General features: G+C 71.0%; 21 protein-coding genes. 8 read left to right on the top strand and 13 right to left on the bottom strand.

Going from position 1 to position 23,892, the window contains the following annotated elements; genetic code table 11:
• Nucleotides 1-313 precede the first annotated feature (313 nt).
• A complete protein-coding gene (locus OG948_RS36205) occupies nucleotides 314-1,558 on the bottom strand; it encodes an MFS transporter (RefSeq protein WP_331769217.1) in 1,245 nt (414 codons plus the stop codon).
• A gap of 692 nt (nucleotides 1,559-2,250) precedes the next feature.
• Here OG948_RS36205 and OG948_RS36200 point away from each other — a divergent pair.
• Nucleotides 2,251-3,072, top strand: coding sequence for an alpha/beta hydrolase (locus tag OG948_RS36200; protein WP_331769216.1), 822 nt, complete (start codon nucleotides 2,251-2,253; stop codon nucleotides 3,070-3,072).
• Between the two features lie 273 nt (nucleotides 3,073-3,345).
• On the opposite strand, the gene OG948_RS36195 is transcribed toward OG948_RS36200, so the two are convergent.
• The 4 genes from OG948_RS36195 to OG948_RS36180 all read right to left on the bottom strand — a co-directional run bounded on the left by OG948_RS36195 (nucleotide 3,346) and on the right by OG948_RS36180 (nucleotide 7,191).
• On the bottom strand, nucleotides 3,346-4,581 hold the full coding sequence (locus tag OG948_RS36195; RefSeq protein WP_331769215.1) for an ABC transporter permease: 1,236 nt from the start codon (nucleotides 4,579-4,581) through the stop codon (nucleotides 3,346-3,348).
• Entirely contained in the window at nucleotides 4,578-5,309 is a 732-nt protein-coding gene (locus OG948_RS36190; protein WP_331769214.1) for an ABC transporter ATP-binding protein, read from the bottom strand. The genes OG948_RS36195 and OG948_RS36190 overlap by 4 nt, the downstream gene beginning before the upstream one ends.
• Entirely contained in the window at nucleotides 5,306-6,490 is a 1,185-nt protein-coding gene (locus OG948_RS36185; RefSeq protein ID WP_406300458.1) for a peptidoglycan-binding protein, read from the bottom strand. The genes OG948_RS36190 and OG948_RS36185 overlap by 4 nt, the downstream gene beginning before the upstream one ends.
• A gap of 125 nt (nucleotides 6,491-6,615) precedes the next feature.
• Nucleotides 6,616-7,191 carry a hypothetical protein gene (locus OG948_RS36180; protein ID WP_331769212.1) on the bottom strand — a complete coding sequence of 192 codons (576 nt, stop codon included), beginning with the start codon at nucleotides 7,189-7,191 and terminating at the stop codon, nucleotides 6,616-6,618.
• Between the two features lie 229 nt (nucleotides 7,192-7,420).
• On the opposite strand from OG948_RS36180, the gene OG948_RS36175 reads away from it, so the two are divergent.
• From OG948_RS36175 to OG948_RS36165, 3 genes are all read left to right on the top strand, one after another.
• Nucleotides 7,421-8,077: a response regulator transcription factor gene (locus OG948_RS36175; RefSeq protein ID WP_331769211.1), complete on the top strand. Its 657-nt coding sequence runs from the start codon at nucleotides 7,421-7,423 to the stop codon at nucleotides 8,075-8,077.
• Nucleotides 8,074-9,441 carry a HAMP domain-containing sensor histidine kinase gene (locus tag OG948_RS36170; RefSeq protein ID WP_331769210.1) on the top strand — a complete coding sequence of 456 codons (1,368 nt, stop codon included), beginning with the start codon at nucleotides 8,074-8,076 and terminating at the stop codon, nucleotides 9,439-9,441. The genes OG948_RS36175 and OG948_RS36170 overlap by 4 nt, the downstream gene beginning before the upstream one ends.
• A 1,035-nt stretch (nucleotides 9,442-10,476) precedes the next feature.
• Nucleotides 10,477-11,052 (top strand): CGNR zinc finger domain-containing protein, encoded by a 576-nt coding sequence (locus tag OG948_RS36165; protein ID WP_331769209.1) that lies wholly within the window; start codon nucleotides 10,477-10,479, stop codon nucleotides 11,050-11,052.
• Nucleotides 11,053-11,443: 391 nt separating this feature from the next.
• Here the strand turns inward: OG948_RS36165 and OG948_RS36160 are convergent, their stop codons facing one another.
• From OG948_RS36160 to OG948_RS36140, 5 genes are all read right to left on the bottom strand, one after another.
• Nucleotides 11,444-12,241: an ABC transporter permease gene (locus tag OG948_RS36160; protein WP_331769208.1), complete on the bottom strand. Its 798-nt coding sequence runs from the start codon at nucleotides 12,239-12,241 to the stop codon at nucleotides 11,444-11,446.
• Between the two features lie 99 nt (nucleotides 12,242-12,340).
• The gene (locus tag OG948_RS36155) at nucleotides 12,341-13,264 is read right to left on the bottom strand and encodes an ABC transporter ATP-binding protein (RefSeq protein ID WP_331769207.1); all 924 of its coding nucleotides are present in this window, start codon (nucleotides 13,262-13,264) and stop codon (nucleotides 12,341-12,343) included.
• Between the two features lie 85 nt (nucleotides 13,265-13,349).
• A complete protein-coding gene (locus OG948_RS36150) occupies nucleotides 13,350-14,042 on the bottom strand; it encodes an ABC transporter permease (RefSeq protein WP_331769206.1) in 693 nt (230 codons plus the stop codon).
• A complete protein-coding gene (locus OG948_RS36145; RefSeq protein ID WP_406300872.1) occupies nucleotides 14,039-14,914 on the bottom strand; it encodes an ATP-binding cassette domain-containing protein in 876 nt (291 codons plus the stop codon). The genes OG948_RS36150 and OG948_RS36145 overlap by 4 nt, the downstream gene beginning before the upstream one ends.
• Complete coding sequence (locus OG948_RS36140) at nucleotides 14,914-15,249, bottom strand: PadR family transcriptional regulator (protein ID WP_331773408.1); 336 nt, start codon at nucleotides 15,247-15,249, stop codon at nucleotides 14,914-14,916. Before OG948_RS36140 ends, OG948_RS36145 begins: the two co-directional genes overlap by 1 nt.
• Before the next feature lie 1,268 nt (nucleotides 15,250-16,517).
• On the opposite strand from OG948_RS36140, the gene OG948_RS36135 reads away from it, so the two are divergent.
• From OG948_RS36135 to OG948_RS36120, 4 genes are read left to right on the top strand one after another with little or no spacing between them, the layout of a single operon-like run.
• Nucleotides 16,518-17,615: a hypothetical protein gene (locus OG948_RS36135; RefSeq protein WP_406300457.1), complete on the top strand. Its 1,098-nt coding sequence runs from the start codon at nucleotides 16,518-16,520 to the stop codon at nucleotides 17,613-17,615.
• Complete coding sequence (locus OG948_RS36130; protein ID WP_331773407.1) at nucleotides 17,507-18,673, top strand: galactose oxidase-like domain-containing protein; 1,167 nt, start codon at nucleotides 17,507-17,509, stop codon at nucleotides 18,671-18,673. Before OG948_RS36135 ends, OG948_RS36130 begins: the two co-directional genes overlap by 109 nt.
• Nucleotides 18,670-19,101, top strand: a complete 432-nt coding sequence (locus OG948_RS36125) for a hypothetical protein (protein WP_331769204.1) — start codon at nucleotides 18,670-18,672, stop codon at nucleotides 19,099-19,101. Before OG948_RS36130 ends, OG948_RS36125 begins: the two co-directional genes overlap by 4 nt.
• The gene (locus OG948_RS36120) at nucleotides 19,098-19,286 is read left to right on the top strand and encodes a hypothetical protein (RefSeq protein WP_331769203.1); all 189 of its coding nucleotides are present in this window, start codon (nucleotides 19,098-19,100) and stop codon (nucleotides 19,284-19,286) included. The genes OG948_RS36125 and OG948_RS36120 overlap by 4 nt, the downstream gene beginning before the upstream one ends.
• Before the next feature lie 371 nt (nucleotides 19,287-19,657).
• Here OG948_RS36120 and OG948_RS36115 read toward each other — a convergent pair whose 3' ends face one another.
• The 3 genes from OG948_RS36115 to OG948_RS36105 form a co-directional block, all read right to left on the bottom strand.
• Nucleotides 19,658-19,840 (bottom strand): hypothetical protein, encoded by a 183-nt coding sequence (locus OG948_RS36115; protein ID WP_331769202.1) that lies wholly within the window; start codon nucleotides 19,838-19,840, stop codon nucleotides 19,658-19,660.
• 500 nt (nucleotides 19,841-20,340) lie between these two features.
• Entirely contained in the window at nucleotides 20,341-23,199 is a 2,859-nt protein-coding gene (locus tag OG948_RS36110) for a Helicase associated domain protein (protein WP_331769201.1), read from the bottom strand.
• 52 nt (nucleotides 23,200-23,251) lie between these two features.
• The gene (locus OG948_RS36105) at nucleotides 23,252-23,707 is read right to left on the bottom strand and encodes a hypothetical protein (RefSeq protein WP_331769200.1); all 456 of its coding nucleotides are present in this window, start codon (nucleotides 23,705-23,707) and stop codon (nucleotides 23,252-23,254) included.
• Between the last annotated feature and the right edge of the window lie 185 nt (nucleotides 23,708-23,892).

Raw genomic sequence — 23,892 nt, 5'->3', positions numbered from 1 at the left:
CGGAAGATGTGGAACCGGATGAGTGCCACCGCAATATGCTACGTCGCTCCCAGCCGGGAAACGGATCCGTCCGTCACGTAGGCCGCGCCTGTCACCTGCCTCGTGAACCGGCCCAAGCCTGATCGATATCGGAGCGGCAGCCTGGTGGGCGTCGCGCGGTTCACGTTCTGGGGTCGCACCCGCTCGTCGGCTGCTTCCGGAACGGCCGCGAAGCTTGCGCAGAGGACCGAACCGAACCCTCGACTCGATCCTCACGGACCCTGGTGAGGATCGAGGAAGGGACCGATCCCGCCACAGGAACGGGCGCCCAGCGTTACAAGGTTGTCCTGCCCGGCGTCGTCGCCGCAGGCTGCCGGCGCTCGGTGGTCCAGTAGAGGAGAGCGATGAGGGGGAGGGCGGCGCCGAGGACGGTCAGGGCGGTCCAGCCTCCGGCGTGGTAGACGACGGAGCCCAGCTGGGAGCCGACCGCGCCGCCGAGGAAGAACATGGCGATGAAGGCACTGTTGAGGCGGGCGCGGGCGTCGGGGTCGAGCTCGTAGACGGTGTGCTGGCCGAGAATGAGGGTGGTTTGTACGGCCATGTCGACCAGGACCGCGGCCAGGGCGATCGGCACGACGCTGTGTCCGCCGACGCCGGCGAGCGCGAAGGCCAGGGCGGCGACCGCGAAGGCGATACCGGTCATGGGGCGTACGAGCCCGCGGTCGGCCCAGTGGCCGGCGAACGGGGCGATGGCCGCTCCGGCGGCGCCGACAAGGGCGAACACACCGACCCCGACCGGTGAGTAGTGGAAGCGGGGACCGGTCAGGACGAAGGAGACCGTGGTCCAGAACGCGCTGAACGCACCGAACATCGCCGCCTGGTAGAGACCGCGGCGCAGCAGTGCCGGGTGCGTGCGCACCAGCCGGACGGTGGAACGCAGCACGTGGTGGTACGGGATGGTCGTGGTCGGCGCGTGCTGCGGCAGGGCCGCGCGCAGGACCACCGCGAGCACGGCCATCAGGGCGGCGGAGCCGAGGAAGACGGCACGCCAGCCGGCGAGGTCGGAGACCAGGCTGCTCAGCGTGCGGGAGAGCAGGATGCCGGTGAGCAGGCCGCTCATCACCCGGCCGACGATGCGGCCCCGGGCGTGGTCGGGAGCGAGGCCGGCCGCGAAGGGCACCAGGATCTGGGCGACGACCGAGGTGGCGCCGCTGATCAGCGAGGCGATCAGCAGCATGGGGAAGCTGGTGGCGAGTCCCGCCGCCACGAGGGCGAGGGTCGTGATCGTCAGCAGGACGGTGATCAGGTTGCGCTTCTCGAGCCGGTCGCCGAGCGGAACCAGGAAGAGCATGCCGATCACGTAGCCGACCTGGGTGAGTGTGATCAAGGCGCCGGCGGCGGCCTCGCTGGTGTGGAAGACATCGCTCAGCGACGACAGCAGAGGCTGGGCGTAGTAGAGGTTGGCGACCGTCATGCCGGAGGCGACGGCCAGGATCGCGACCAGCCAACCGGGCACACCGCGAGGGGCCTTCGGGGTTGCGGACCGGCGCGAGGTCGGGAGGTCGGATGATGCGGACATGTGCACCTTCTTGACGAATGAGCCGGGGACCGGCTCGGGCGGAATGCCCGGCAGCTTCTTCGATGCCGTCACGCAGGAGTAAGCGCCGGCCCGCTGCGGGCGCTTCCTCGCCTGAGGCGATGATTCGGGATGTCAGTCATCTCGAACAGAGATGAGCCTGCCGATCCGCGCCACCGGAGCCTCGGGACTCGCCCCCGGCGACCGGGCCGGTCGTACTCTCCCGCTCCGAAGTCTCGGCGTACGCCACGAGGACAGAAGTTGTGCGCCACCGGGGACATGCAGGTGCGGCGGTCCGGACGATCAACCCGCGTCGGGGGTTTGACTGTGCGTGCATGGTGCGCGCCTGGGGCCGTGCCGTTGCCCTGAGGCCGAGAGGCTGTTCGCGCTGGGAACAGGACAGTGCGCGGCGGGACAAGTAACTTCCCCGCCCAGGGGATACGGTCGGTCTCGCCGGGGCCGGACGACGTCGGTCCCCACCTGGACCGCAGCTGATGTCCCGGAGGAACCCTCATGCGCTTGCGCCTCTTCGCGCGGATGCGGATCGCGACGGTCGGTGCCGCGCCGCTCGTGCTCGGCTCGGCAGCGACGGGCCCTGGCTGTGCAGGCGGCACCCGCAGCCGAGACAGGCGTTGCTGTGGGCGCCCCGGCTCTGTTCGGTGGAAAACCGGTCAATCACCAGTGGAAAGGCCACCATGCCCTTCATCACCCTCTCCGACGGCTCGCAGAACTTCTACAAGGACTGGGGCACCGGCCGTCCGGTGGTCCTCTCCCACGGCTGGCCGCTGAACGCCGACGCCTGGGACGGCCTGGCGGTGGCCCTCGCCGAGGCCGGCCACCGGGTCATCGCCCACGACCGGCGCGGGCACGGCCGCTCCACCCAGACCTGGGCCGGCAACCACATGGACCAGTACGCCGACGACCTGGCCGAGCTGATGGATCGGCTCGACCTCACCGACGCCGTCCTGGTGGGCCACTCCACCGGTGGCGGCGAGGTCGCGCGCTACCTCGGCCGCCACGGCACCGACCGCGTTCGCAAGGCCGTGCTGCTCGGCGCCGTCCCCCCGCTGATGCTGAAGACCGACGCCAACCCCGAGGGCACCCCGATCGAGGCCTTCGACGGAATCCGGGCCGGGGTCGCCGCCGACCGCTCGCAGTTCTACTACGACCTGAGCGAAGCCTTCTTCGGCTTCAATCGCCCCGGCGCCGTGGTGTCGGACGGCAAGCGCCGCGAGTTCTGGCTGCAAGGTATGCAGGCCGGCCTCAAGGGTGCCCTGGACTGCGTCGAGGCGTTCTCGGAGACCGACTTCACCGAGGATCTCAAGAAGATCGACATCCCGGTCCTGATCGCCCATGGCGACGACGACCAGATCGTCCCGATCGCCGCCTCCGCGGAGAAGAGCGTCAAGCTCCTTTCCCAGGGCACCCTCAAGGTCTACCCGGGCGCCCCGCACGGCCTGGTCGGCGCCTACGAGGTCGCGTTCACCAAGGACCTGATCGAGTTCATCAACGCGTGAGCCAGGGCGGCGCCGCGCACCCGAGCCCGATCATTCGGCACGGACCCGGTGCGCGGCGCCCCCCGGAGGTGGCCCCTTCAGCCGCGTAGCTTGCACCGGAAGACCGACGAAGGCCTCGGGTTCCGGCCCGCCGCGCGAGCGGTGGGACCCGTGCCCGCAGGCCGGTCGACACGGCCGGGAGCCTGCCGGTGGCGATCGCCGTCCCGGTCACCGGCGGCGCACCGGTCCCGTACCCCGAGCCGTCGATCCGGCTCGGGGTACGGTCGTGCCCGGTCAGCCCGTGGCCAGGGCCTCCGTCGGGGTCAGGCGCGCGGCCCGCCCGGCAGGGTAGAGGCCGGCGATCGCGCCGACCAGGGCCGAGACGGCGACGGCTGCGACCAACGCGCCGCCGGGTACGTCGAACGGCCAGTCCTTGGCCGCCGCGTAGCCGTAGGTGGCCGCGCCGCCCAGGACCGCGCCCGCGATCCCGCCGAAACCGGCCAGAGTGACCGCCTCGGTGAGGAACTGGGTACGGATCTGGCCCCGATGGGCGCCGAGCGCACGGCGCAGGCCGATCTCCTGGCGGCGTTCCAGGACCGCGATCACCATCGTGTTGGCGACGCCGACCCCGCCGACGAGCAGGGCCACCGCACCGAGCCCGAGCAACAGCGCGTTGAAGGTGTCCTTCGCGGCGAGCTGCGCGGCCAGCGCGTCCGATGGACGACTGACCTTGACCTCGTTCGGTTTGGCCGGGTTGACCGTCGGCGCGAGCACGTCCCGCACCTGTTCGACCGCGGACTCCGCGGTGCGCGCGTACACGGTCGTGGGCCGGCCGTCGAAGGCCAGGTACGCGGTAGCGGCCTCCCAACCCACCAGAGCGGACGTGTCCAGTTCGGGGACCAGCGCCACGGGGTCGAGGATGCCGATCACGGTGAACCACTGTTCGCCCAGCCAGACCCGACCGCCCGGGTCCTCGACCGCGAGCCGGCCCGCCGTGACGGAACCGAGCACGACGGTCGGGTACTTGCCGGTCGCCGCGTCCAGGAACCGGCCGGCCCGCAACTTGGCACCGACCGTGCCGAGCAGGTCCTCGCGCGCCGCCAGTACCCCGATGCCGCCGGTGATGCCTTTGTCCACGACATCGGTGCGCCGCACGCTCGCCTCGATCCGGCCGGTCGCCGTCGCCGACGTCACCGGGCCGATCCGTTCCACCATCGCGTCCGCGTCCGGGGGCAGGGGCGCGGCGGCGCCCGAGAAGCTCTGCCCCGGGCCCACCGAGAGCAGGTTCGTGCCCAACTTGGCGATCTGCTCCGCCAGCCGGGCCTGGCTGGAGGTGCCGATGCCGATGACCGCGACCATCGCGGCCACGCCGATGGCGATACCGAGCGCGGACAGCACCGCGCGCAGCTTGCGGCCGCGCAGCCCCGACAGACCCACCGACAGCACGTCACGCGGGCGGAGCCTGGCCGGCTTCGGCAACGCGTACGGCGAACGCCCGCTTGCCCCACGGGAGTTGGTGCGCGTACTCATACGGCCGCCTTCGCCGTGGTGTCTTCGCGGATCCGGCCGTCCAGAATCCGCACTCGACGCGGCAGCGTGTCGGCGAGCTGCGTGTCGTGGGTGATCACCGCGATCGTGGTGCCCTGAGCGTTCAGGTCGTGCAGGAGCTGGACGACCGCGGCCCCCGAGACCGAGTCCAGAGCGCCGGTCGGCTCGTCCGCGAGCACGATCTGTGGTCCGGCCACCAGCGCCCGCGCGATGGCGGTGCGCTGTCGCTCACCACCGGACATCTCGTGCGGCCGATGCCCGAGCCGATGCCCGAGACCGACCTGCTCCAGCGCCTCGGCGGCGCGCCGGCGGCGTCGGGCGGCACCCACGCCGTGGTAGAGCAGCCCGGTGGCCACATTGTCGATCGCGGTCAGGTGCGGGGAGAGGAAGAACTGCTGGAACACGAAGCCGATCCAACGCGCCCGAACCGCCGACAGCCGGCGGTCGGAGAGCTTGGCGACATCGTGGCCGAGCACCTCCACGGTGCCCGAAGTCGGCCGGTCGAGTGTCCCCATCAGGTTCAGGAGTGTCGACTTGCCGGACCCGGACGGGCCGACGATGGCCAGGAGTTCGCCCTGACGGATACTCAGGTCGGCGTCGGCGAGCGCGGTCAGACCGCCGGGGTAGGTCTTGGACGCCGCCCGCAACCGGATCACCGCGGGCGGGTCCGGCACGCCGGCGGGCGGGGGGCCGTGCAGGGTATCGGTCATTGCCCGGGCACCCGTACCTTCTGGTCCTTGGCCAGGCCGGTGCCGCTGATCTCGACGCGGCCGTTCGCGAACAGACCCGGCTTGACGCCGACCAGGCGCCGTTTGCCCGCCGGGTCGACGACCTCCACGCCGTACCCGCCCTCGGCCAGTGCCACCAGGGCGTTGACCGGAACGGACAGCACGTCCTTGCGACTCTGGCTGGTAAAGCCGACCGCGACGGGCGCGCCGTCGAGGCTGCCGGCCTCCTGGGGCGTGTCGAGCGTGACGATCACCTTGATCGTGGCCTTGCCGCCGCCGCCCGTGCCCGGGTTGGGGCCCTCCTCCTTCTTCTCCGCGACCGTGCCGATCGAGGTGATCGTGCCGGTGGTGACCTTGCCGTCGGGCAGCCGCACGCTCACCTTGTCGCCCTGCCTGGCCAGGGCCTGCTTGTCGGCCGGCAGGTTCACGCTCACCTGACGGCCGGTCCCCGAGACGCCCAGGACCTCGCCCTGGGCGGGTGCGCCGACGGCGCCCTTGACCGAGATCACCCGGACCGCGCTCGGCTGGACCGCGATCATCGAGGGATCGACCTTGCCGGACTGCGGCACCTTGAGCGACTTCTGCCAGCGCTTGACCGCGGCGGTGGTGCCGTCGGTGAATTTGTCGTCGACCTGGAGGCCCGGACCGAAACCGAGCGCGATCAGGTTCCTCTTCAGGAGGAGGACGTCCGGACCGTTGGAGACACCCTTGGCCAGGGCCCGCCACAGCGGCGCGTCACCGTAGAACAGCGGCACCGGGCGACCGTTGACGCGGTACACCGAGTCGCCCTGCTTCAACGAGTCGCCGACGGCGGGCAGTTCGGTGAAGATCCGGGAGCCGGAGAGTTGGTCGTTCTCCTCCTCCTTCATCTTGTCGTCCTTGGGCGGGTTGCTCGACGAACCGGACGGCGAGGGTTTCACCGGGGGCCCCGGATTGCCGCCCGGACCCGATCCCGGATCCTTGCCGGGGCCCTGGTCCGGGGCCTGCGCGTACAACGATCCGGTGCCCGCGTACCCCAGCGTGCCGTCGATCTCCTGCGCCACCGTCAGGTCGCCCCGCACGATCGGCGCCGTCGCACCCTGGTTCTTGCCCTCGTTCGCGACCTGCTTCTTGCTGTCGCCGGGCGCGAACACCAGCACGCCGCCGACTCCGAGGGCCGCCACGGCCGCCACCCCCGCGATCGCGAAGGCACGGGTCCGGGCGCGGCGCCGGGCACGCCCCGGTCGGTTCGGGTCGAGTTCGATCGACGGCTCGTTCGCGGACGGCTCCTGCCCCGAGGCGACCGCCGTCACTCGCCGCCGCCCTGGAGCTTGGCGCAGGCATCCAGCGCCTTGGGCAGCTTGGACTGGTCGGCGCCGGGGAAGCCGAGGTTGACGCCGTCCTGGTCGCCCTGGGGATCCGGCACATCGATGCCGTGCTCCCGCATGCACCGTGCGAACTTCAGAGTTCTCTCGCGCTGCGCCGCCTTCTCCTTCTCGCTGACCACGCCACCGTTGGGCAGCCACTTGGTGCAGGCCGCGTTCGCGGCCTCCATTTTGTCATTGGCGGCGGTGCCACCACCGGCCTCGAGCGGCGCCCCGGCGTCCATGCTGCCGTCCGGACGGGGGTCCGGCACGTTGACGCCGTGCGCGCGCATACAGCCCGCCCACTTGACCATGTCGCCCTTCTCGCCGGCAGCGGCCTCCGGCGCTCCGGAAGCGGAGCCGCCCTTCTTCTCTCCGAGCGACGCGATGTCGCCCTTCTCCTTGCCCGAGTCGCCCGAAGAGCAGGCGGAGAGCATCAGGACGGAGCCCAGGGCCACGGCGGTGGTGGTTGCCACGGCCCGGCTGAACCGGGTGCGGTGACCTATGGGGAGATTCCGCATCACGAGGTCCCTTCGCGACGGGGCGGCCCGTTGCCGCCCGGTGTGCCGCAGTTCTACAAAGGCCCCGGTTCCCGCCGGGTTCGCGCGTCGCTAACCTCGCGCTAACCGGGGGCGGCGGACGCTGTACGGGCAGGAGCCCCCGTGGCGTTACGTCGCCACGGGGTGTCCGGTCCGACCCGGAAACAGTGCGGGAAACGCCGGACGCACGACACAAAGGGGCCGGACACGCATGAAGGTACTCATCGTCGAGGACGAGGAAGAAATGGCCGACCTTCTCGCCGACGGGCTGCGCAGACAAGGCTTCTCGGTCGACGTCGCCCGGGACGGCGCCCAGGCGCTGTCCCGGGCCTCGGCCGCGTCGTACGACGTCGTCGTCCTGGACCGGGATCTGCCCGTCCTGCACGGCGACGCGGTCTGCCGCACCCTGATCGCCACCGGCCACGGCGCCCGGATCCTGATGCTGACCGCGTCCGGATCGCTGGCCGAGCGCGTCGACGGGCTCAACCTCGGCGCCGACGACTACCTCGCCAAGCCCTTCGCGTACACCGAACTCGTCGCCCGCATCCACGCGCTGGCCCGCCGCGGTGGCGCGGCGGCCCGCAGCAGCGTGCTGGCCCGGCACGGCGTGGTCCTGGACACCCACCGACACCTGGCCGAACGCGACGGGCGCATGCTGCGCCTGAGCCCCAAGGAGATGCTCATCCTCGAACTGCTGCTGGCCGCCGACGGCGGGGTGGTCACCCACGCCGACCTGCTCGACGAGGCGTGGGAGGGGGCCGTCGACCCGCGCAGCACGGTGGTCAAGGTCGCCATCCACGGCCTGCGCCGCAAACTGGGCGACCCACCGCTGATCACGTCCGTGCCGGGCATCGGATACCGGCTGTGAGCACGCGGACGCCGCCCACGGGGCAGGGCGGCCTGCGGATCCGGACCCGGCTCGCGCTGTTGCACGCCACGCTGTTCCTGGCCTGCGGAGCGGTACTCCTGACGGTGCAGTACGTCGCGGTCAACCGGATCATCGCCGACAACCGCTCGGTGATCACCATAGTCCCGAAGTCGCTGTCGGAAGGCGTGCCGTCCTCCGCGACCCTGGGGTGCGGTACCTCCCAGCAATCACTACTCCCGTCCGGTTCGTCCGCCGAGACCCGGCCGCCCCGAACGTGCGGGGAGTCGGCCACCGATCTGACCGATATGCAGGCGACCCAGGCCACGAACTACCAGAAGGCCAGGTTCGTCGACTTCAAGGCCCTGGTTCTGGACTCGCTGGTCGGCCAGTCCCTGGCCACCCTCGGCATCATGGCGCTGGTCTCGGCCGGGCTCGGATGGTGGACCGCCGGCCGCTCGGTGGCCCGGCTGCGGCAGGTCACCGCCGCGGCCCGGCAGATCTCCGAGCAGAACCTGCACGACCGGTTCGCCATGGTGGGCCCCGACGACGAGATCAAGGAACTGGGCGACACCTTCGACGCGATGCTGGTACGCCTGGAACGCTCCTTCGCGGCGAACCGGCGATTCGCCGCGAACGCCTCGCACGAACTGCGTACCCCGCTCGCGCTCCAGCGCACGTCCCTGGAGATCCCGCTCGCCGAGGGACGCGTCCCCGACGACCTCCGGCCCTCGATCGAGCGCGCGCTGCGGGCGACCGCGCGCAGCGAACTGCTCGTGGACAGCCTGCTGCTGCTCGCCAAGGGCCAACAGGGACCGCAGAGTTACCAACCGGCCGACCTGGCGGACCTGGCCGGGGAGGCGGTCGACACCTATCGCGCCCAGGCCACCGCAGCGGGCGTCGTGGTCGCCTGCGACCTGGAGCGCGCGCCCACGTCGGGCGATCCGGTGTTGCTCGGGCAGGTCGCGGCGAACCTGGTCCAGAACGCGGTGCGGCACAACACCCCCGACAGCGATGGGCGGGGCCGGCTCCGGATCGCCACCGCGTGTGTCGGCGGCAGCGCGGAATTGCGGGTGGACAACTCCGGACCGCTGCTGGACCCGGCCGAGGTCGACGCCCTGTTCGAACCCTTCCACCGCGGTACCGCGGCTCGACTCGCCACCGGACGACCGGGCTCCGGGCTCGGGCTGTCGATCGTGCGCGCGGTCGTGGAGAGTCACGGCGGCACGGTCAGCGCCCGGGCCCGCTCCGACGGCGGCCTGAGCGTGACGGTGCGACTGCCCCGGACACCGGCCACGACACCGGCCCGACCCGTCGCCGACACGGCGGTCGCCATACTCCACGACGGCCGCACGAGGCCGTTTTGACGCAGTCGGTGTGGAGTCGGTGATGGTTGTAGCGATGCAGCCATGCTTCCGGTGACGGCCGATCGGCAACGTTCCTTCTCACCGGTGACTCGCGATGACCGGTAGTCCCGCGCATGCCCGCCAAGCCCTCCATCGCCGAGACCAACGCTGCCCCTTGCCCTGATATGAGCGGTCGTTGGTTGTGGGTTTTGGTGGGGTGTGTGGGCTGGGGTTTACGCAGTGCGGCGGGTGGGGTTGGTCTCGGGGTGGCGGGGTGGGGTTCCGGTATAGCTCGGCAGCACGTCTGAGCTGGGGTTTTCTCACTTGTAACGGGTTTCGCAGGTGTTGTGGGATTCACTGAGATTTTGTGCGGTTCGGATGGGGATGCCAAAGGGCAGCGGTTGTCTGCCCTGTTTTTGCGGGCGGTCGGGGGGCTCGGCCCCGGGGGCGGGGTTTTCAGGGTCGGGTGTGGTGGCGGGTCCAGGACCACAAGAGATCCTCGGGTCCGGGCGCGAGGCGTGCGAGTCCGAGTGTGTGGGCGACGTGTTCGAGGAATGTGGTCACGGCCGGGTGCCGTCGGGCCGGGGTGTCGACGGTAGGTGTGTGCGGGCGAGGACGACCGTTTCGGGATACACGATCACGGGCCGGACAGCGTTCCCGCCCCCGTCACCGAGGATCAGTCGTGCCGAAATGCGCGTCCCGCTGCCGACGACGATCGCGGGCCGACCGTCGCGGTACCGGATCGCCGGTGTCGGGATGCGCACGCCGGTGGGTGCGGGGTCGATGGCCGGGATGGGTACGGTGACGAACGCCGATCGGTAGGCGAGGTGCCCCGCACATCCGGATCGCAAGTAGCTCGGGGGGCGCCTTGCCGGCAAGTCGGCCCTTCGGGGCGGGCCCTCGGCGACCCGAGCGGGCCGGATCACGCAAGCCGCCTCGACCCCGCACCATCAACCGCAGACCGAAGCAGCGCGGAGCGCGGTCCGACGGACGTGGTCGACCGGACGGGACGAAATATACTGCTGACGGTTGAATGGCGATGTTACCATCAGCATCATGACGAGCCCGGAGTTCCCGATCCTGGGTACGGAACCGTTGCCGGTGGAACTGGCCAACACGCTCTACGGCACCGGCGACGAGCGAATCGACTTCCTGCGCACCTCGGATCGGGTGGGCCGATGGTTCGCACTCGTCAGTGCGCGGGGCGGGCCGGCCGTGTCGGTGACGGCGATGAAGCGCGAGGCGCATCGGACGCGGCTCGTGCGGGACAGCGTGCGCGACCTGTTGAGCGCCGCGATCGACAGATCCCGGCCGGACGAGGCCGCGATCGACCGGCTCAACGCGTTCGCGCGCGCGGCACCCGGCTATCCGCAGCTCGACTGGCCGAGCGACGGCCGACCGATCGCGGTGGCACACGACACCGCGACCGGCGCAGCGGCCGTACTCGGAGGCATCGCCACGTCCTGCATCTCCCTGCTGACCCACCCCGGCACCGCAGACGCCCTGCGGCGCTGCGAAACCCCCGACTGCACCCTGCTCTTCGTCAAAAGCCACCCGCGCCGACGCTGGTGCCACGCATCCTGCGCCCACCGGGAGAGGCAGGCGCGCTACTACCGTCGTCACCGTTTTTGAGGGGGCGTCAGCGGAGGAGAATCGAGGGATCTCCGTCGATTGACAGGGTTTTCGGTTACGGCGCTGCCCGGACGGGCGACACCGAGGCCATGACATTCTTTGTGGGATCCCTGGTAGTGATCGTCATCGTGTTCATCGGCTTCACGGTCACCCTGAACGAACGAAACCGACCGCGCGGTGGCCGCGGCGGAGGCGGCAACTGGGATGGCGGGTCCTCGTGCGGTGACGATGGCGGGAGTTCGTGCGGTGGCGGCTGTGGAGGCGGCGGCGGGGGCGAGGGCTGAGCGTGGTCGAACGCCGACCCTTGGCCGGTGAACGCCGATGATCGAGGGAAGGATCGATCCTCCCGTGCCGGGGGCGGCGGGTCGCGTCGCCGTCTCCGCCGGTCGATTCACGCGTCGCGGTGTCGCAGCCACACCGTCGCGGCGATCGGGGCCGCGAGAGACCAGGCGGTGAGCAGGAGTAGTCCCGTGGGACGGCTGTAAGGGGCCGGCGCGCCCGCGGCGAAACACGCGCCGGCCGCTTGCGGCAGCAGGTATGCCAAGTCGTGGGCCGGGTCGAAAGGGATCGCGGCGAGGATTGCCGGCACGACGATCAGCAGGAGGAAAAGCGCGGCGAGTGTGCCCGCCGAGTTGCGCACCATGGCCGCGAGGCCGAGCGCCACAAGGCTCATGAGCGTGAGCAGTACGGCGAGGGCCGCGATCTGTGCGAGCGCCTGGGGCCGGTCGAACTCGGTGGTCTCGAAGGCCAGCGCGCCGGCGACGATTCCGAGCGCTCCGAGTACCAGGCCGGCGACGAAGGCGACGCCTCCCATGACGATGCACTTGGCGAGCATCATCCGGGTGCGATCGGGGACGCACTGGAGTGTGTTGGTGATGCTGCCGGTGGCGTACTCACCGGTGACGGACAACATGGCGAGGGCGGCGACGACGAACGCGACACCGTGGATCGTCGCAGACGTCGCGGGGTCGGGCACTCGCGCTGCGGCATCGGCCCGGCTCCCGACGTGGGTCAACAGGCCGATGCCCATGGCCCCCACGCCCATCGTGGCGGCCGCAGTGAGCAGGAGGATCCAGGTCGAGTCCAGCGACCAGAGTTTGGTCCACTCGGCGGCCGTGGCGCCGGGCAGACCGCCGCCGGATTGCTTGACTCGCCGACGTCGTGGGATCGGAGGCGAGGATGTCGTCATGTCGCGGGCTCGCTGTCTGGGTCGGCCGGGGGGCGGCGTCGGAGCGGTACCGGTCGGGTGGGAGCCGTACGGGTCGGGGCGTGGCGATCCGGAGCGCGCCTACGAGGTGTGGCTCGTCCCCTCGTACTCGACGCTGTCGGCGGTCAATTCGACGTACGCGTCCTCCAACGACGGGCCGACCGAGTGCAGTTGGTGCAGGCGGACGTGCAACTCGTGGGCCGCGTCCCCGATGTGCTCGGCGGTGCGCCCCCTCACCACCAACTCCCCGGGCGCCGGCCATTCCACTTGCGCGCCCTCGAAGAGGAGTCGCTGTGCGAGCGCTCGCAGGGATCGCGGCTCGGGGCCTCGGACCCGGACCGAGTCGCGGGAGCCGCGCGCGAGTATCTCCCGCATCGAGGCGTCCGCGACGAGCCTGCCCTTGCCGATGACCACCAGCCGATCGGCGGTGAGTTCCATCTCGCTCATCAGATGGCTCGACAGGAACACGGTTCGGCCCTCGGCCGCCAGGGAGCGCAGGAAGGTGCGGATCCACCGCACACCGTCCGGGTCGAGGCCGTTGACGGGCTCGTCGAGCAGGAGCACCTCCGGGTCGCCCAGGATGGCGCCCGCGATGCCCAGCCGCTGTCCCATTCCCAGCGAGAACGAGCCGGTGCGCTTGTCGGCCACGTCGGCGAGGCCCACGATGTCGAGTACCTCGTCCACGCGTCGCGCGCCCATTCCGTGGCTGCGGGCCATGGCGAGCAGATGCCGGTAGGCGCTACGTCGAGGATGCACGGCCTTGGCGTCGAGAAGCGCACCGATCTCCCGCAGTGGATACGCCAGTTCCGTGTAGGGCTTTCCGTCGATCAACGCGGTTCCGGAGGTGGGATGGTCGAGCCCCAGGATCATCCGCATCGTGGTCGACTTCCCGGACCCGTTCGGTCCGAGGAAACCGGTGACCATGCCGGGGACGACGTCCAGGGTCAGGGCGTCGACGACGGTCTTTGCGCCGTACTTCTTCGTCAGCCCGTTCAGCGTGAGCATCGTCGTTGCGTCCTCTCGTTGCCGGCACCTGCGGACCGGTCCCGAGCGCGCGGGGACGGTGCGCACTCCGGGCTGGTCCCGTCCGTCATCCCGAGGGCAGTACCTGCAAGTGCGGACGGCGGCGCAGCCGCAGTGCGGACACCGCGGCCAGCGCGAGCGAGAGCACGAGGGCGGAGACCAGGCCGTGGACGAGGCCCCGCACGAGGAAGGCGACCTCGGTGTGGTCGATGGCGTAGGTGCCGATCTCCCGGCCGGACCAGAACGGCAGCAACCGGGCCGTGGTGGTCGCGGGGTCGGCGATCATCTGCATGCCGACCGTGATCAGGAGGAGCAGCGTGCCCTCGAACTCGCGGGGCACCAGGGCTCCCAGGAGCAGGCCGAACGGCGTTGCCACGGCCACGCACAGCCCCATCGCGAGGGCGATCGCGCCCAGTCGCACGCGTGGTTGATCCATGGCCACGATCGCGAGATAGGGCAGTGCCACCACTACCCCGATCAGCCACAACGCCAGCATTCGGCCCATCCACAACTGGTGGACGCGATAGCCGGACACCCGAAGCCGTTCCTCGATGGACCGGCCGCTCTGGCCGACGAACAGCGCGGAACCGCTCATCGCCCAACTCAGGCCCAGGAAGAGAAACCTGATCGACTGTCCGGCGTGGTCGGCGCGTTGGGTCAGGTAGAACGGCAGCGGGAAGAGCAGCAGGAGCACGAGCACCACGCGACGTCGCAGGATCTCCCGCGCCGTCATCTCGGCGATGGTCATCAGTCGGCTCACCGGGTGTGTGTTCCCTTCGGGCGGCGTCGGCCGTCGGCGGGTGACGCGGCTTCGCGTCGTGTCGTCAGATCCAGAACGGTGTCGACCCGATCGAGCCGGTCGAGCAGGTGGGTGACCACGACGACGGCCTTCCCCTCGTCGCGCCACTCCCAGACCTGGTCCCAGAAGTCCGTGTACGAGCCACGGTCGAAGCCCTGGTACGGCTCGTCGAGGAGTAGTACGTCCGGATCGCCGAGCGCGGTCAACACCACGTTGAGTTTTTGTCGGGTACCGCCCGACAGGTGTCCGGCCGCCGCCGGGGCGGGCTGCGGCCAGCGCAGGTGTTCGGCCAGGGCTCGGCCTGCTCCGCGGGCGCGGGTCCGGGTCAGGCCGCGGCCGGCGCCCACGAGTACGAAGTGCTCGTCGGGAGTGAGGAAATCACTGGTCCCCGCTCCCTGGGGGCAGTAGCCGATGGACCCCCGCAGCACGATTCGGCCGGCATCCGCACCTTCCAGTCCCGCGCAGATGCGCAGGAACGTGCTCTTGCCACAGCCGTTCGCGCCGACCACGGCGGCCACCTCCCCGGCGCGCACGGTGAGATCGACTCCCTGTAGCACCCTGTGCCGGCCGTGTCGCTTGGCGATGCCCGAGGCCTGGAGCCGAATCGGTCCCTGGGCACGGGCGGGTCGCGCTTCCGTGGCCTGTGCTCCGCCGAGGCTTTCGTACACGGCGGCCGCGTAGACCGCGGGTGAGCCGAAGGCGCCGACGGGGTCCTCGCCGCCGTCCCACAGGTGGGCCTGCGCTTCGTGGAGCACCTGGCGAATCCGATCCGCAGGCAGTCCTCGGAACCGAAGTTCGATTGCCAGCGCGTCAAGCCATTCGGGGCCGGTGATCACTGCTCCACCTCTTCCAAAACCGCACTTACGCGTCGCGTGAAATCAGCCCATTCGCCTGCGGCCGCACGCAATTCCCGTTTGCCCGGCGGCGTCAATCGGTAGTATTTGCGGGCAGGTCCGGCGTCGCCCTCGCTCCAGCGAGCCGCGATCAGACCGCCGCGTTCCAGGCGCAGCAGCACCGGGTACAGCGTCCCGCCGCGAATCGTGCCGAGGCCGGCGTCCTCCAACGCCTGTCCGAGCCGATAGCCGTAGCTCTCGCCTTCGGCGAGCAGGCCCAGAACGCACAGATCCAGCACGCCGCGCAGCCATTGACTGTGCCGCTCCGTCTTCATGCAGCAGTAAGATAGCAGCACTATCTACCTTGCACTGCGATCTAGTGTCCTCGCACACGCTCACCGGTTCTCGGTGCCCGGCACGACCCCTCCCGGTACCGAAGAAACGTCCTGGTAGGTGTCGGTCTTGTCGTCGATGTCGGGGTCCTCGGGTCGACTTGCCGTGCGGGTCGCCGAACCGGGGCGTTTCCCGCGGTGACGTACGGGACGGCCGGCCCACCCCCGCGCGGCCGGCCTGGTTGGTGCGCCCGGACGTCACACCCGACTGGTCCGCCCTGGACGAACCCGAGGGCGACGACGCCGCGACCCCGCGACCGTAGGACTCCCGACCGGGCCCCATCGATGCGTCGCGGTCACGACACCGACCCGTCGACCACCTCCACACTCCACCAAGTTGGGGTATTTCCGAGTCGGAAAACGGTAGGAGTCAAGGGTGTCCATGCCCATTCGAGGAAAGGCCGGGCGTGCGAGCCACGAAACGCAACCGTCGAACGGAGCCGCCCCGACCACATCGGAAGGGCAGTCCGGCCCCGGCGCTGGTTCGGTTCCCGGGGTCGGGCTGGGCGTGGAGGAGGTCCGCAAGCGGTGGGCGAGGGTGGTCGCGGACGCCTCCGGCGGTGCCCGGGTCGTGATCCACGCGCCGCACGGGGTGCGGGCGGTGTTGGCCCTGCCGTCGGAGGACGTGGTGGCCGCGCAGGGCGAGTTGCCGGCGTTCACGACGACCGACGGCCGGCAGCACCTGGGCAACCTCGTACGCGCCGCCGCCGAGGGCACTCCCCAACTGCTGCCGCGCTACCGCACCGTCTACGCCCAGATCACCCGTCTCGCCGCCGCGCCGGCCCCCGCGGGTGTCCCGGCGGTCGCGGCCGAACCCGAGACGCCGCCTGCGACCGTCCCGCTCCCGGACACACACGACACCACCACGGACACCACCATCGCGCGGGTCGCGTCGGGGCCGGTGGCCGCGGGTGGTCGGCGGCCGGCGGGGTTCGCGGTGGCGTCGGCCGAGGCCGACACCGCCCGTCGACGCGCGATCTCCTTCGGCCCCACCGCCCTGGACGAGGTCTCGGGCGGCGGCGCGTTGCCCGGCCGCCTCGTCTTGGTGGTCGGCGCCCGGCGCCGGCGCGGGCCTGCTCGCGGCGGGCACCGTCCTGTCCGCGACCCTGGCCCCGGCCGACGACCCCGACAAGCCGAACGCGGTGCTCTCGTGCACACCCGGCCGCCTCCGCGCCGACATCGCCGCCCGCCTGACCGCGGCCGCCGCCGGAGTGGACCACCGCAGGCTGCGCGCGGGCACCCTCACCGACACCGAACGCGCAACCGCCGACGCGGCATCCACCCGTCTGGCCGCCGGGGGACTGCTCCTGGACGACGGCGCCGACCTGACACTGGACCTGCTCCGGGAGACCGCCGCAGACATTGCGGGCCTGCGCCTGGTCGCGCTGGACCCGCTCAACCACCTCCTCCCCGCCGCTGCCGGTCCTGCCGGTCCTGCGGGTCCCGATGTCCGCCACGGTGTAGCCGCGTTGCGCCAACTGGCTGCGGATCTGGACGTTCCGATGGTGGCCGTGTGGGAGACCGGCGCGGACGAACCGCTCGAGGTCGGTACGGCGTTGGCCCAGGCCGACACCGTGATCCAGCTGACCCGCGAAGGCGAGCAGGCGTTCGCGATCGTCGCCGAACGCGACCTGGGCCCAATCGCCCAGGCGGCCCTGCACGCCGACCTCGCCCACGTCCGCTTCACCGACCTCCCACCGGCCTCGACCGCCTCGAACGGCACTGGCGCGGCCGGGCCGGACGGCGCGGCCCCGGCCGACAGCGCCGACAGCGCTCCTCGCGAACGAACCGAGGGCCGACAGGACGGGCCCGTGGCCGGCGCACCGCCGACCGCGCCTCGCACGTCGACCACGCCTGCCCGCGCCGGCGCCCGCCCCACGTCCGCCGCGCCGAAGGCCCCGGCCGCGTCGAAGAGCCCGGCCACGTCGAAGAAGGCGCGCAGGGTCGTGGTGGACACCGACGAGGACCCCCTGCCCGGGGCGATCGCCGGCGCGGTTGCGGAGGAACTCGCCGCTGTCGAGGGCGACATGACCGCTGCGGGGGAGGCGTTGGCCCGGCGGGCGATCCCGGATGTGATGGAGCTCCTGCGCCTGTCCCGGGCCGGGTCGCGGTACGAGCACACGTGGTATCCGCCGTTGCCGGAGTTGTTGCGCAAGCGCAGCAAGGAGGAGTCGGACGCGGTCTGGGAGGCCCGCCCCAAATGGCGCAACAGGCACCTGCCCCCGGGGGATCACGAGGTCGTCGCGCTGGACACCCCGAAACCGATGAGTCCTCCCAGGTCGCAGCCCTCGGCGATCCGGACTACCTAGCGCCGGCCATCGCCAGCAGCATTGACACCACCTCCGTCCTGCTGCCGCTGCGGCCGTCGAAGAACTACGAGCCGAGCGTGCTGCTCTGTGGAGGCACAACGCCGCGGCGCATCGACCTCGCCGACGACAGTCCGGCATGGAGGACCACCGGCACGCGGCCGCCGAATCTCAATGGGCCAAGGTACAACCTCAACGCTGTGCTGCTCCCGAGCGGCGAGGTCTTCGTCAGCGGCGGTGTCGCCAACAAGGAGAACGACGACACTGCGGTCCGAACCGCCGAGAAGTACCACCCCGACAGCAACACCTGGGACCGGCTGCAGGACGCGACGGTCCGTCGCAACTACCACTCGGTGGCGCTGCTGATGCCCGACGGGGCGGTGTGGACGGCCGGCTCGAACATGAACGGCAAGCCTGGCACCGCCACCCGTGAGCTCCGCATCGAGACCTACAAACCGTGGTACTTCGACCGGCAACGACCGCAACTCATCTCCGCCCCGGAGCACATGGCCTACGCGCAGCAGCCGGAGGATGCGATCACGGTCGAGGTGGCGCATGCGGACACCACCAAGGAGGTCGCGGTCATTCACACCTCATCGACAACGCACGCATTCAGCTCGGACCAGCGCTACGTCGAGCTCTCGTTCAGCGTCGTCGACGCCCGGCACCTGCGCGTCATTCCACCACCGACGGGTGGGATCGCTCCCCCCGGCATGTACCTGATCTTCATCCTCGACAGCGCCCGCGTCCCCTCCCACGGCCGGTTCATCACCATCGCCCCGCCGGACAAGGCGATGCTCGACAGGCAGATCTCGTTTGCGGAGGCGCGGCACAACCTGATCGCCCGGTTGATCGCCGACGGGCGTGTGGAGGAGGCGGTTGCTCTGGTGGCCGAGACGATCGCGGGATATCGGCGGTACGCGCGGTTGGCGGGTGCGGACGTGATGCGGGTCGGCCGGGACCTGGCCAGCCTGGCCGACCAGATGACCGGCGCACACCGTACGCTCGAAGCCACAGCAGCCCAACAAGCCGCAGACGACATTCATCACGACAACGAATGACGTCCAGTCCCCTGCCAAACGAGTCCAAGAGCGCGCCCAACGCGGCCACCAGACGCGGCGCCTGGTCGTCGGGCATGCCGAACAGCGCGTTGAACACCACCAGGGGCAACTGTCGTGCGTACTGGCCCACCAGGTCCGCGTGGCCCTCGCGGGCGAACCTGTCGATCAGCAGTGCGGCGCTGCGGTGCACCATCGCGCGCGTGTCCCCGCACCGTCTCCCCCCGCCCCGGGCCCGCCGCATTCCCCACGCCAGGGTGGCGGCCCTTGTCCGGGCCGCTCGCGACCTCCCGGACCTGGCCGAGCGTACCGAGCAGGCGATGACCGAGCTCGCCGCCACGTCGGGCTGTGTGTACGAGAGCTGCGTGGACTACGACTCCTCCCACGACGGAGTCCCGTACTACGCCTGGTGGGTTCGGATCCCACAATGAACGCCTTCGTCCTCGAACGCCTCGAAGGCCTCCACACCAGCGGCCACCACGTCGGCCTGAACAACCTGGTCCCGGGCCTGCTGCGCCCGGACATCGACCCGCATCCCCTGGCGACCATGAACCTGTTGTTCGATCAACGGATCGAGAGCATCGCGGACCGGATCCGGCGGGGCGAGTCGGCCTGAGCCCGTCCGCGGGCGACCGGTGTCCCCTCCGCCGGGTCGTCCGCGTGACGAACGAGAAGGGCTCCGGCCGCGCGTTGCCGCGGCCGGAGCCTTTCCCCGTCGACCTGCGCGGGGCACAGCCCGCACGGCACGCCACGAGGCGAGTATGTGTGGACCCCGCGAAGGACACCCGCCCACCCTTACACCAACCCGGCCCCCGTCGCGGGCGGTTGTCCGGAACGAGACGAACGCCGTCGCCGGACGGCGGCTCCCGCCCCGATCCTTCGGGTCGATCGGCCGGCGGCTGCGCGGCGGCGAGGCCGGTTCGGTCGAGGATGTCGCCGAAGGCTCCCAGCGGCGGCGGCCCAAGGGCCTGGCGCCGACGATGGCGTTCAGGGAGCGTCACCGGGTGAAGCGTTCGGTCGCGGTTCGGGGTAGGCGAGGTCGTGGAGGGCGCGGATGGTGTCGCCGGGATCGGTGGCGGCCCTTGCGTACGCCGGCAGTTCGACATCCGCGGCTTGAAGCAGAGCGTCCAGGGCGTCGTCGTCCAGGGGGCGACGGAAGAAGGCGGTCACGGGGTTCTCCCCTGTGGAGGTGATTGCTCGGATGTGAGTGTTCGGCGTGATCGTCAACGGGCCATCTTCAACGGCTGCTCCGTCACGAGGAAATCCAGAGACTCATTCGGAGCCGGCGTGTGCGAAAGCGGCCGTGCACGGCTCTACCGGCAAGGGCTACGGCACCGCCGAGCACAGCCAACGCCCCGGTGATGGGTTCCACGATGTGGCGCATCCCGAGGGGATCGCGACCGGGTGTCTCCCGGCTTGCGTCGCCTCATCCCATAAGTGGGCTCCACGACGAAGCTTTGGGACACGAGCGGCCCACTTTTTTCCGCAGGTTTCGGAGGAACACCTTCCGTTTCGTCCGGCAGCCCGGTCCGCTTACGCGTCCCCAACGAACCCTGCCAGGCAGGAAGAAATCCCCGAGCACAAACAGACGCGTCAAGCAGTCCCGGCCGCCGACACGAACATTCAGCTCCCGATGAAACCGCACTTCACCGACTTGCGAGCCGCACCCGCTACGCCCATCGCATGCCGAGCCCGGTCAAGGCCGCGACACGTTCCCTCGGCCACGTGGCCTGTCGTTGGCGTGCGTTGGCCAGGGCGACACCCAACTTCACCGCGCGAACCTCACCACCCGCTTCGACGGTCTCGACGTGTTTGCGCGGCACGCTCAGATGCCCTTCCCGCTCGCGGAACGCGGCTGCGGCGGCCAGGGTGAGCGCCCACCGGTCCACAGCCCGCATCGGCTCCGGACGCCCTCCGGCCTCCTCCGCGATCACCTCGACACCCACCTCGGCCAGCGCCTCCCGCTGCGCCGGCGTCAGGCTCGTCTCGCCGCGCCGTTGCCGCTCCAGCCAGGCGCCGACGTCCTCGCCGCCGATGGTGTGTCCGGGCACGAGTTCGTCGAGGCTTCCGTCCGCCTCGATGTGCAGTCGTACCGAGGCGAGTATGCGTTGCCATTCCAGGGACCACCGCCGGGCGGGGTCCCGGCGTCCGGTGGGGTTCCAGTCGGGGTCGATCTCGGCCAGGCGTTCCCACCGTTGGGCCCAGCGTGCGGGGTTCTTGCGGGTTTCGAGGGGGCGGCGGCAGTTGGCGAGGAATTGTCCGACGGGGTGGTTGTTGACGGTGGCGGTCTTGGGTGCGGCGAGGTGTCCGTGGATGGCGAAGTACGCCCGGCACATGGCGAGTCCGTCCTCGAACGCGGCGTCGTCGACGCTCCACACCATCCCCAGCGCCTCAAGCATCTCGATCCGCCGACGGCCGATCGCCCCGACCGACCACGCCCTGCGTTGTTCGCTGATCCACGCCCCCACGGGGTGGCTGGTGCCGCTCTCGATGTCGTAGTCGATCGCCTCGAGCGGCACGCGCAGGTCGCCGTGGACCGCGTGCCAGCGGCGGGCGGCGAGGTAGCCGCGGCGCCAGTCCCGGCGCTCCGGGTCGATGACACGCAACCGTACGAACTCGGCGAGCAGCGCGGGATCGTGTTCGGTCATGAACCGCACGAGGAACCGCTCCTCGATGTCGTCGCCCACACCGTCGCCTTCGGGGCCCTCGTCGGCGGTCTCGGTGTCGTTGTTCTCGGCTGCCGGGGTGTCGTCGCCTTCGTTGTCGGTGTCGTCTTCCGTGTCGGCGAGGGCGACGAGTCGGTGGCGGGTACCGCTGGGTGCGGGGGTGGCGAGCATGTCGAGGACGCGGCTGTCGTGGGCGGCGAGGGCGTGCAGGACGCGGACGAGGAAGTGATACGAGTCGGAGACGAGCATGTCGTCCGATTTCTCGCCGGCGGTGAGGAAGACGGGCACGATGATGGTGGCGTCGCGGCCCTCGTGGGGTTCCTGGCGCAGGACGCGGCCGATGGCCTGGACGATCTCGATCACGCTCAGCTTGGGGTCCATGAACGCGACCGCGTCCGCGCGCAGGTCGACGCCCTCGGCCAACACCCGCACGTTCGACAATACGGCGCGCCGCGTCATCGCCGCACCCGTCGTGGGGAGTTCGAACAGGGCGGGGGGTTCGCGGTCGGTGTGGGCGGCGAACTCGCCCAGCACCCGCCGTCGATGTTCCGTCTCGTGCTCCCCGCAGAGCCAGTCCGCCCAGACGCCGGCAGGGTAGGTGTCCGGGTCGCTGTCGTGCAGCCGCTTCGCGACATCGGGCAGGGTCTGTGCGCACACCTGGGCCTCGGCGGTCCGTGCGTGATAGGCGATCACCGTGTTCAACCCCAACTCGGCCGCAACCCGCAACACCGCCGCCTGCAGCGCGGACAGGCGCGCGGCCCGGTACTCCTCGACCTCCTCGAGGCTGCGCCGACCCGGGCCCCGGTTGAGGTCGATGTCGCCCGCTGTGGCCAGGTCCCGGACGGTGGGGTCGGCGACGTCGACGACCACGATGCGCGGCCTGGCGAGCAGCCCGAGACGGCACCCGGCCGCGAGTTCCAGCCGGTGGACCGTGGGGCCGTAGATCGCCTCGTCGTCCATGGACGCGACCGCGCGGGCGGGCATCGACGAGTGGATCGGGCGCCCCCCACGTATCCGCGCCGGCCGCGCACCGTCGTGGTCCTCGTCTTCGGGGTCGTTCCGGTTGTCGAAGTCCTCGTTGTCGTCGGCCCGGTCGTCCCGGTCGGCCGCGTCGTTTTCGAAGCCGTCGGTTGCGGTGGTGTCGGGGTCGTCCCAGACGTCGTCGTCGGCGTCGAGGGGCAGGCGGCCGGTGTCGCCGCGGCCGGTGCCCTCGCCGTAGGCGCTGACGTCGGCCGGTTCCCACACCCGCGGGGTCGCGGTCAGATACAGGCGCCCCAGCGCGGGCAGGACCCGGTCGTCGTGCACGGCGGTCCAGGGGCGGCCGAGCCGTCCGCTGGAACGGTGTCCCTCGTCCACGACGACCAGCCGCCACGCGGGAAGGCGCATCCCGACGACGCCCCGGTGGGCGGCGAGGATCGTTTCCAGCGACTGGTAGGTGGCGTACACCGTCACCGGCCCGGCACCCGCGGTCCACAGCGCGAGTCGCGGTGCGCTGGTGGTCGCCCGCACCCCCGCGGCGGCCAACGCCGCGTCGCCGCCGAGCGAGCACACCGCCACCTGTGTTCCGCCGGTGCGCCCGGCGCGGTGCCAGGCGGTCACGGTCTGCACGAGGAGGTCGAGGGTCGGCACCAGGACCAGCACCCGCCCGCGCGCGGCCAGCGTCGCGGCCGCCCCGGCCGCCACCCACGTCTTTCCGGTCCCGCAGGCCATCACCGCGGTGGCGCGGCGCCCGCCGTGGGGCGTGGTGCCGGCGGCGTCGCCGTCCGGGTTCTCCAGTTCGCGGACGATCGCGGCGAGCGCGTCGCGTTGGTGCGGGCGCAGCGCGGCGACGCCGGTGCGAGTGAGGCGGGTGGGACGGCGCATCAGGGTCTCCGCGTGGGGCGATCGGGCCGTTCGAACATCGGAGGGTGGGAGGTTACGCCCCGCGGGGGGCGATCTGGGAGACGCGTTGGTGGGACAGACCGAGGGCGGCGCCGGTGTCGCGGTTGTTCCATCCCTGGTCGATGAGGGTGCGTGCGGCGTGGCGTGCGGCGTCGCGTACGGCCTGTTCGGCGTACACGAGTGCGATGCGCGCCTCGATCAGGGCGGTGATCGCGGCGTCGGCGTCGGGGTCGACGGGGGCGAGATGGACGCCGAACCCGCCGTGCCCGGCCGGCAGGTGTTCGCCGACGGCGGTTCCGGTCGCCGTTTTCGCCTCGCGCCAGGTTCGGCCCCGCGCGGTGGCGGTTCGGCCGTCGGGGAGATCCCCGATCTCGACGAGCCACGTGTTGCCGACGCGGGTGGCGTATCCGGTGTACGAGGGGATGGGGGCCGGGCCGTCGGGGTCGATGTCGGTGATGTCGGGCTGGTCGAACAGGGCGTCCGTGGACATGCGATCGATCCTCTCGGGAACGCGGGGCGCCGGCGAGCGCGAAGTGGCGGCACTCATCCTTGTCTACTCGGGCTAGCCAATCATGGCTAGTTTGAATAGACAACAGGTGGGAGGCGAGGGCGGGTTGCGCGTCCGCGGCGATTCCCGGGCGTCGTGGACGAACTCCCGTCGATCACCTCGGACGG

It is taken from the genome of Embleya sp. NBC_00888, assembly GCF_045207655.1.
Classification (GTDB): Bacteria; Actinomycetota; Actinomycetes; order Streptomycetales; family Streptomycetaceae; genus Embleya.
The sequence above is the reverse complement of the archived record's forward strand: the minus strand, read 5'-3'. Positions and strand labels throughout refer to the sequence as shown.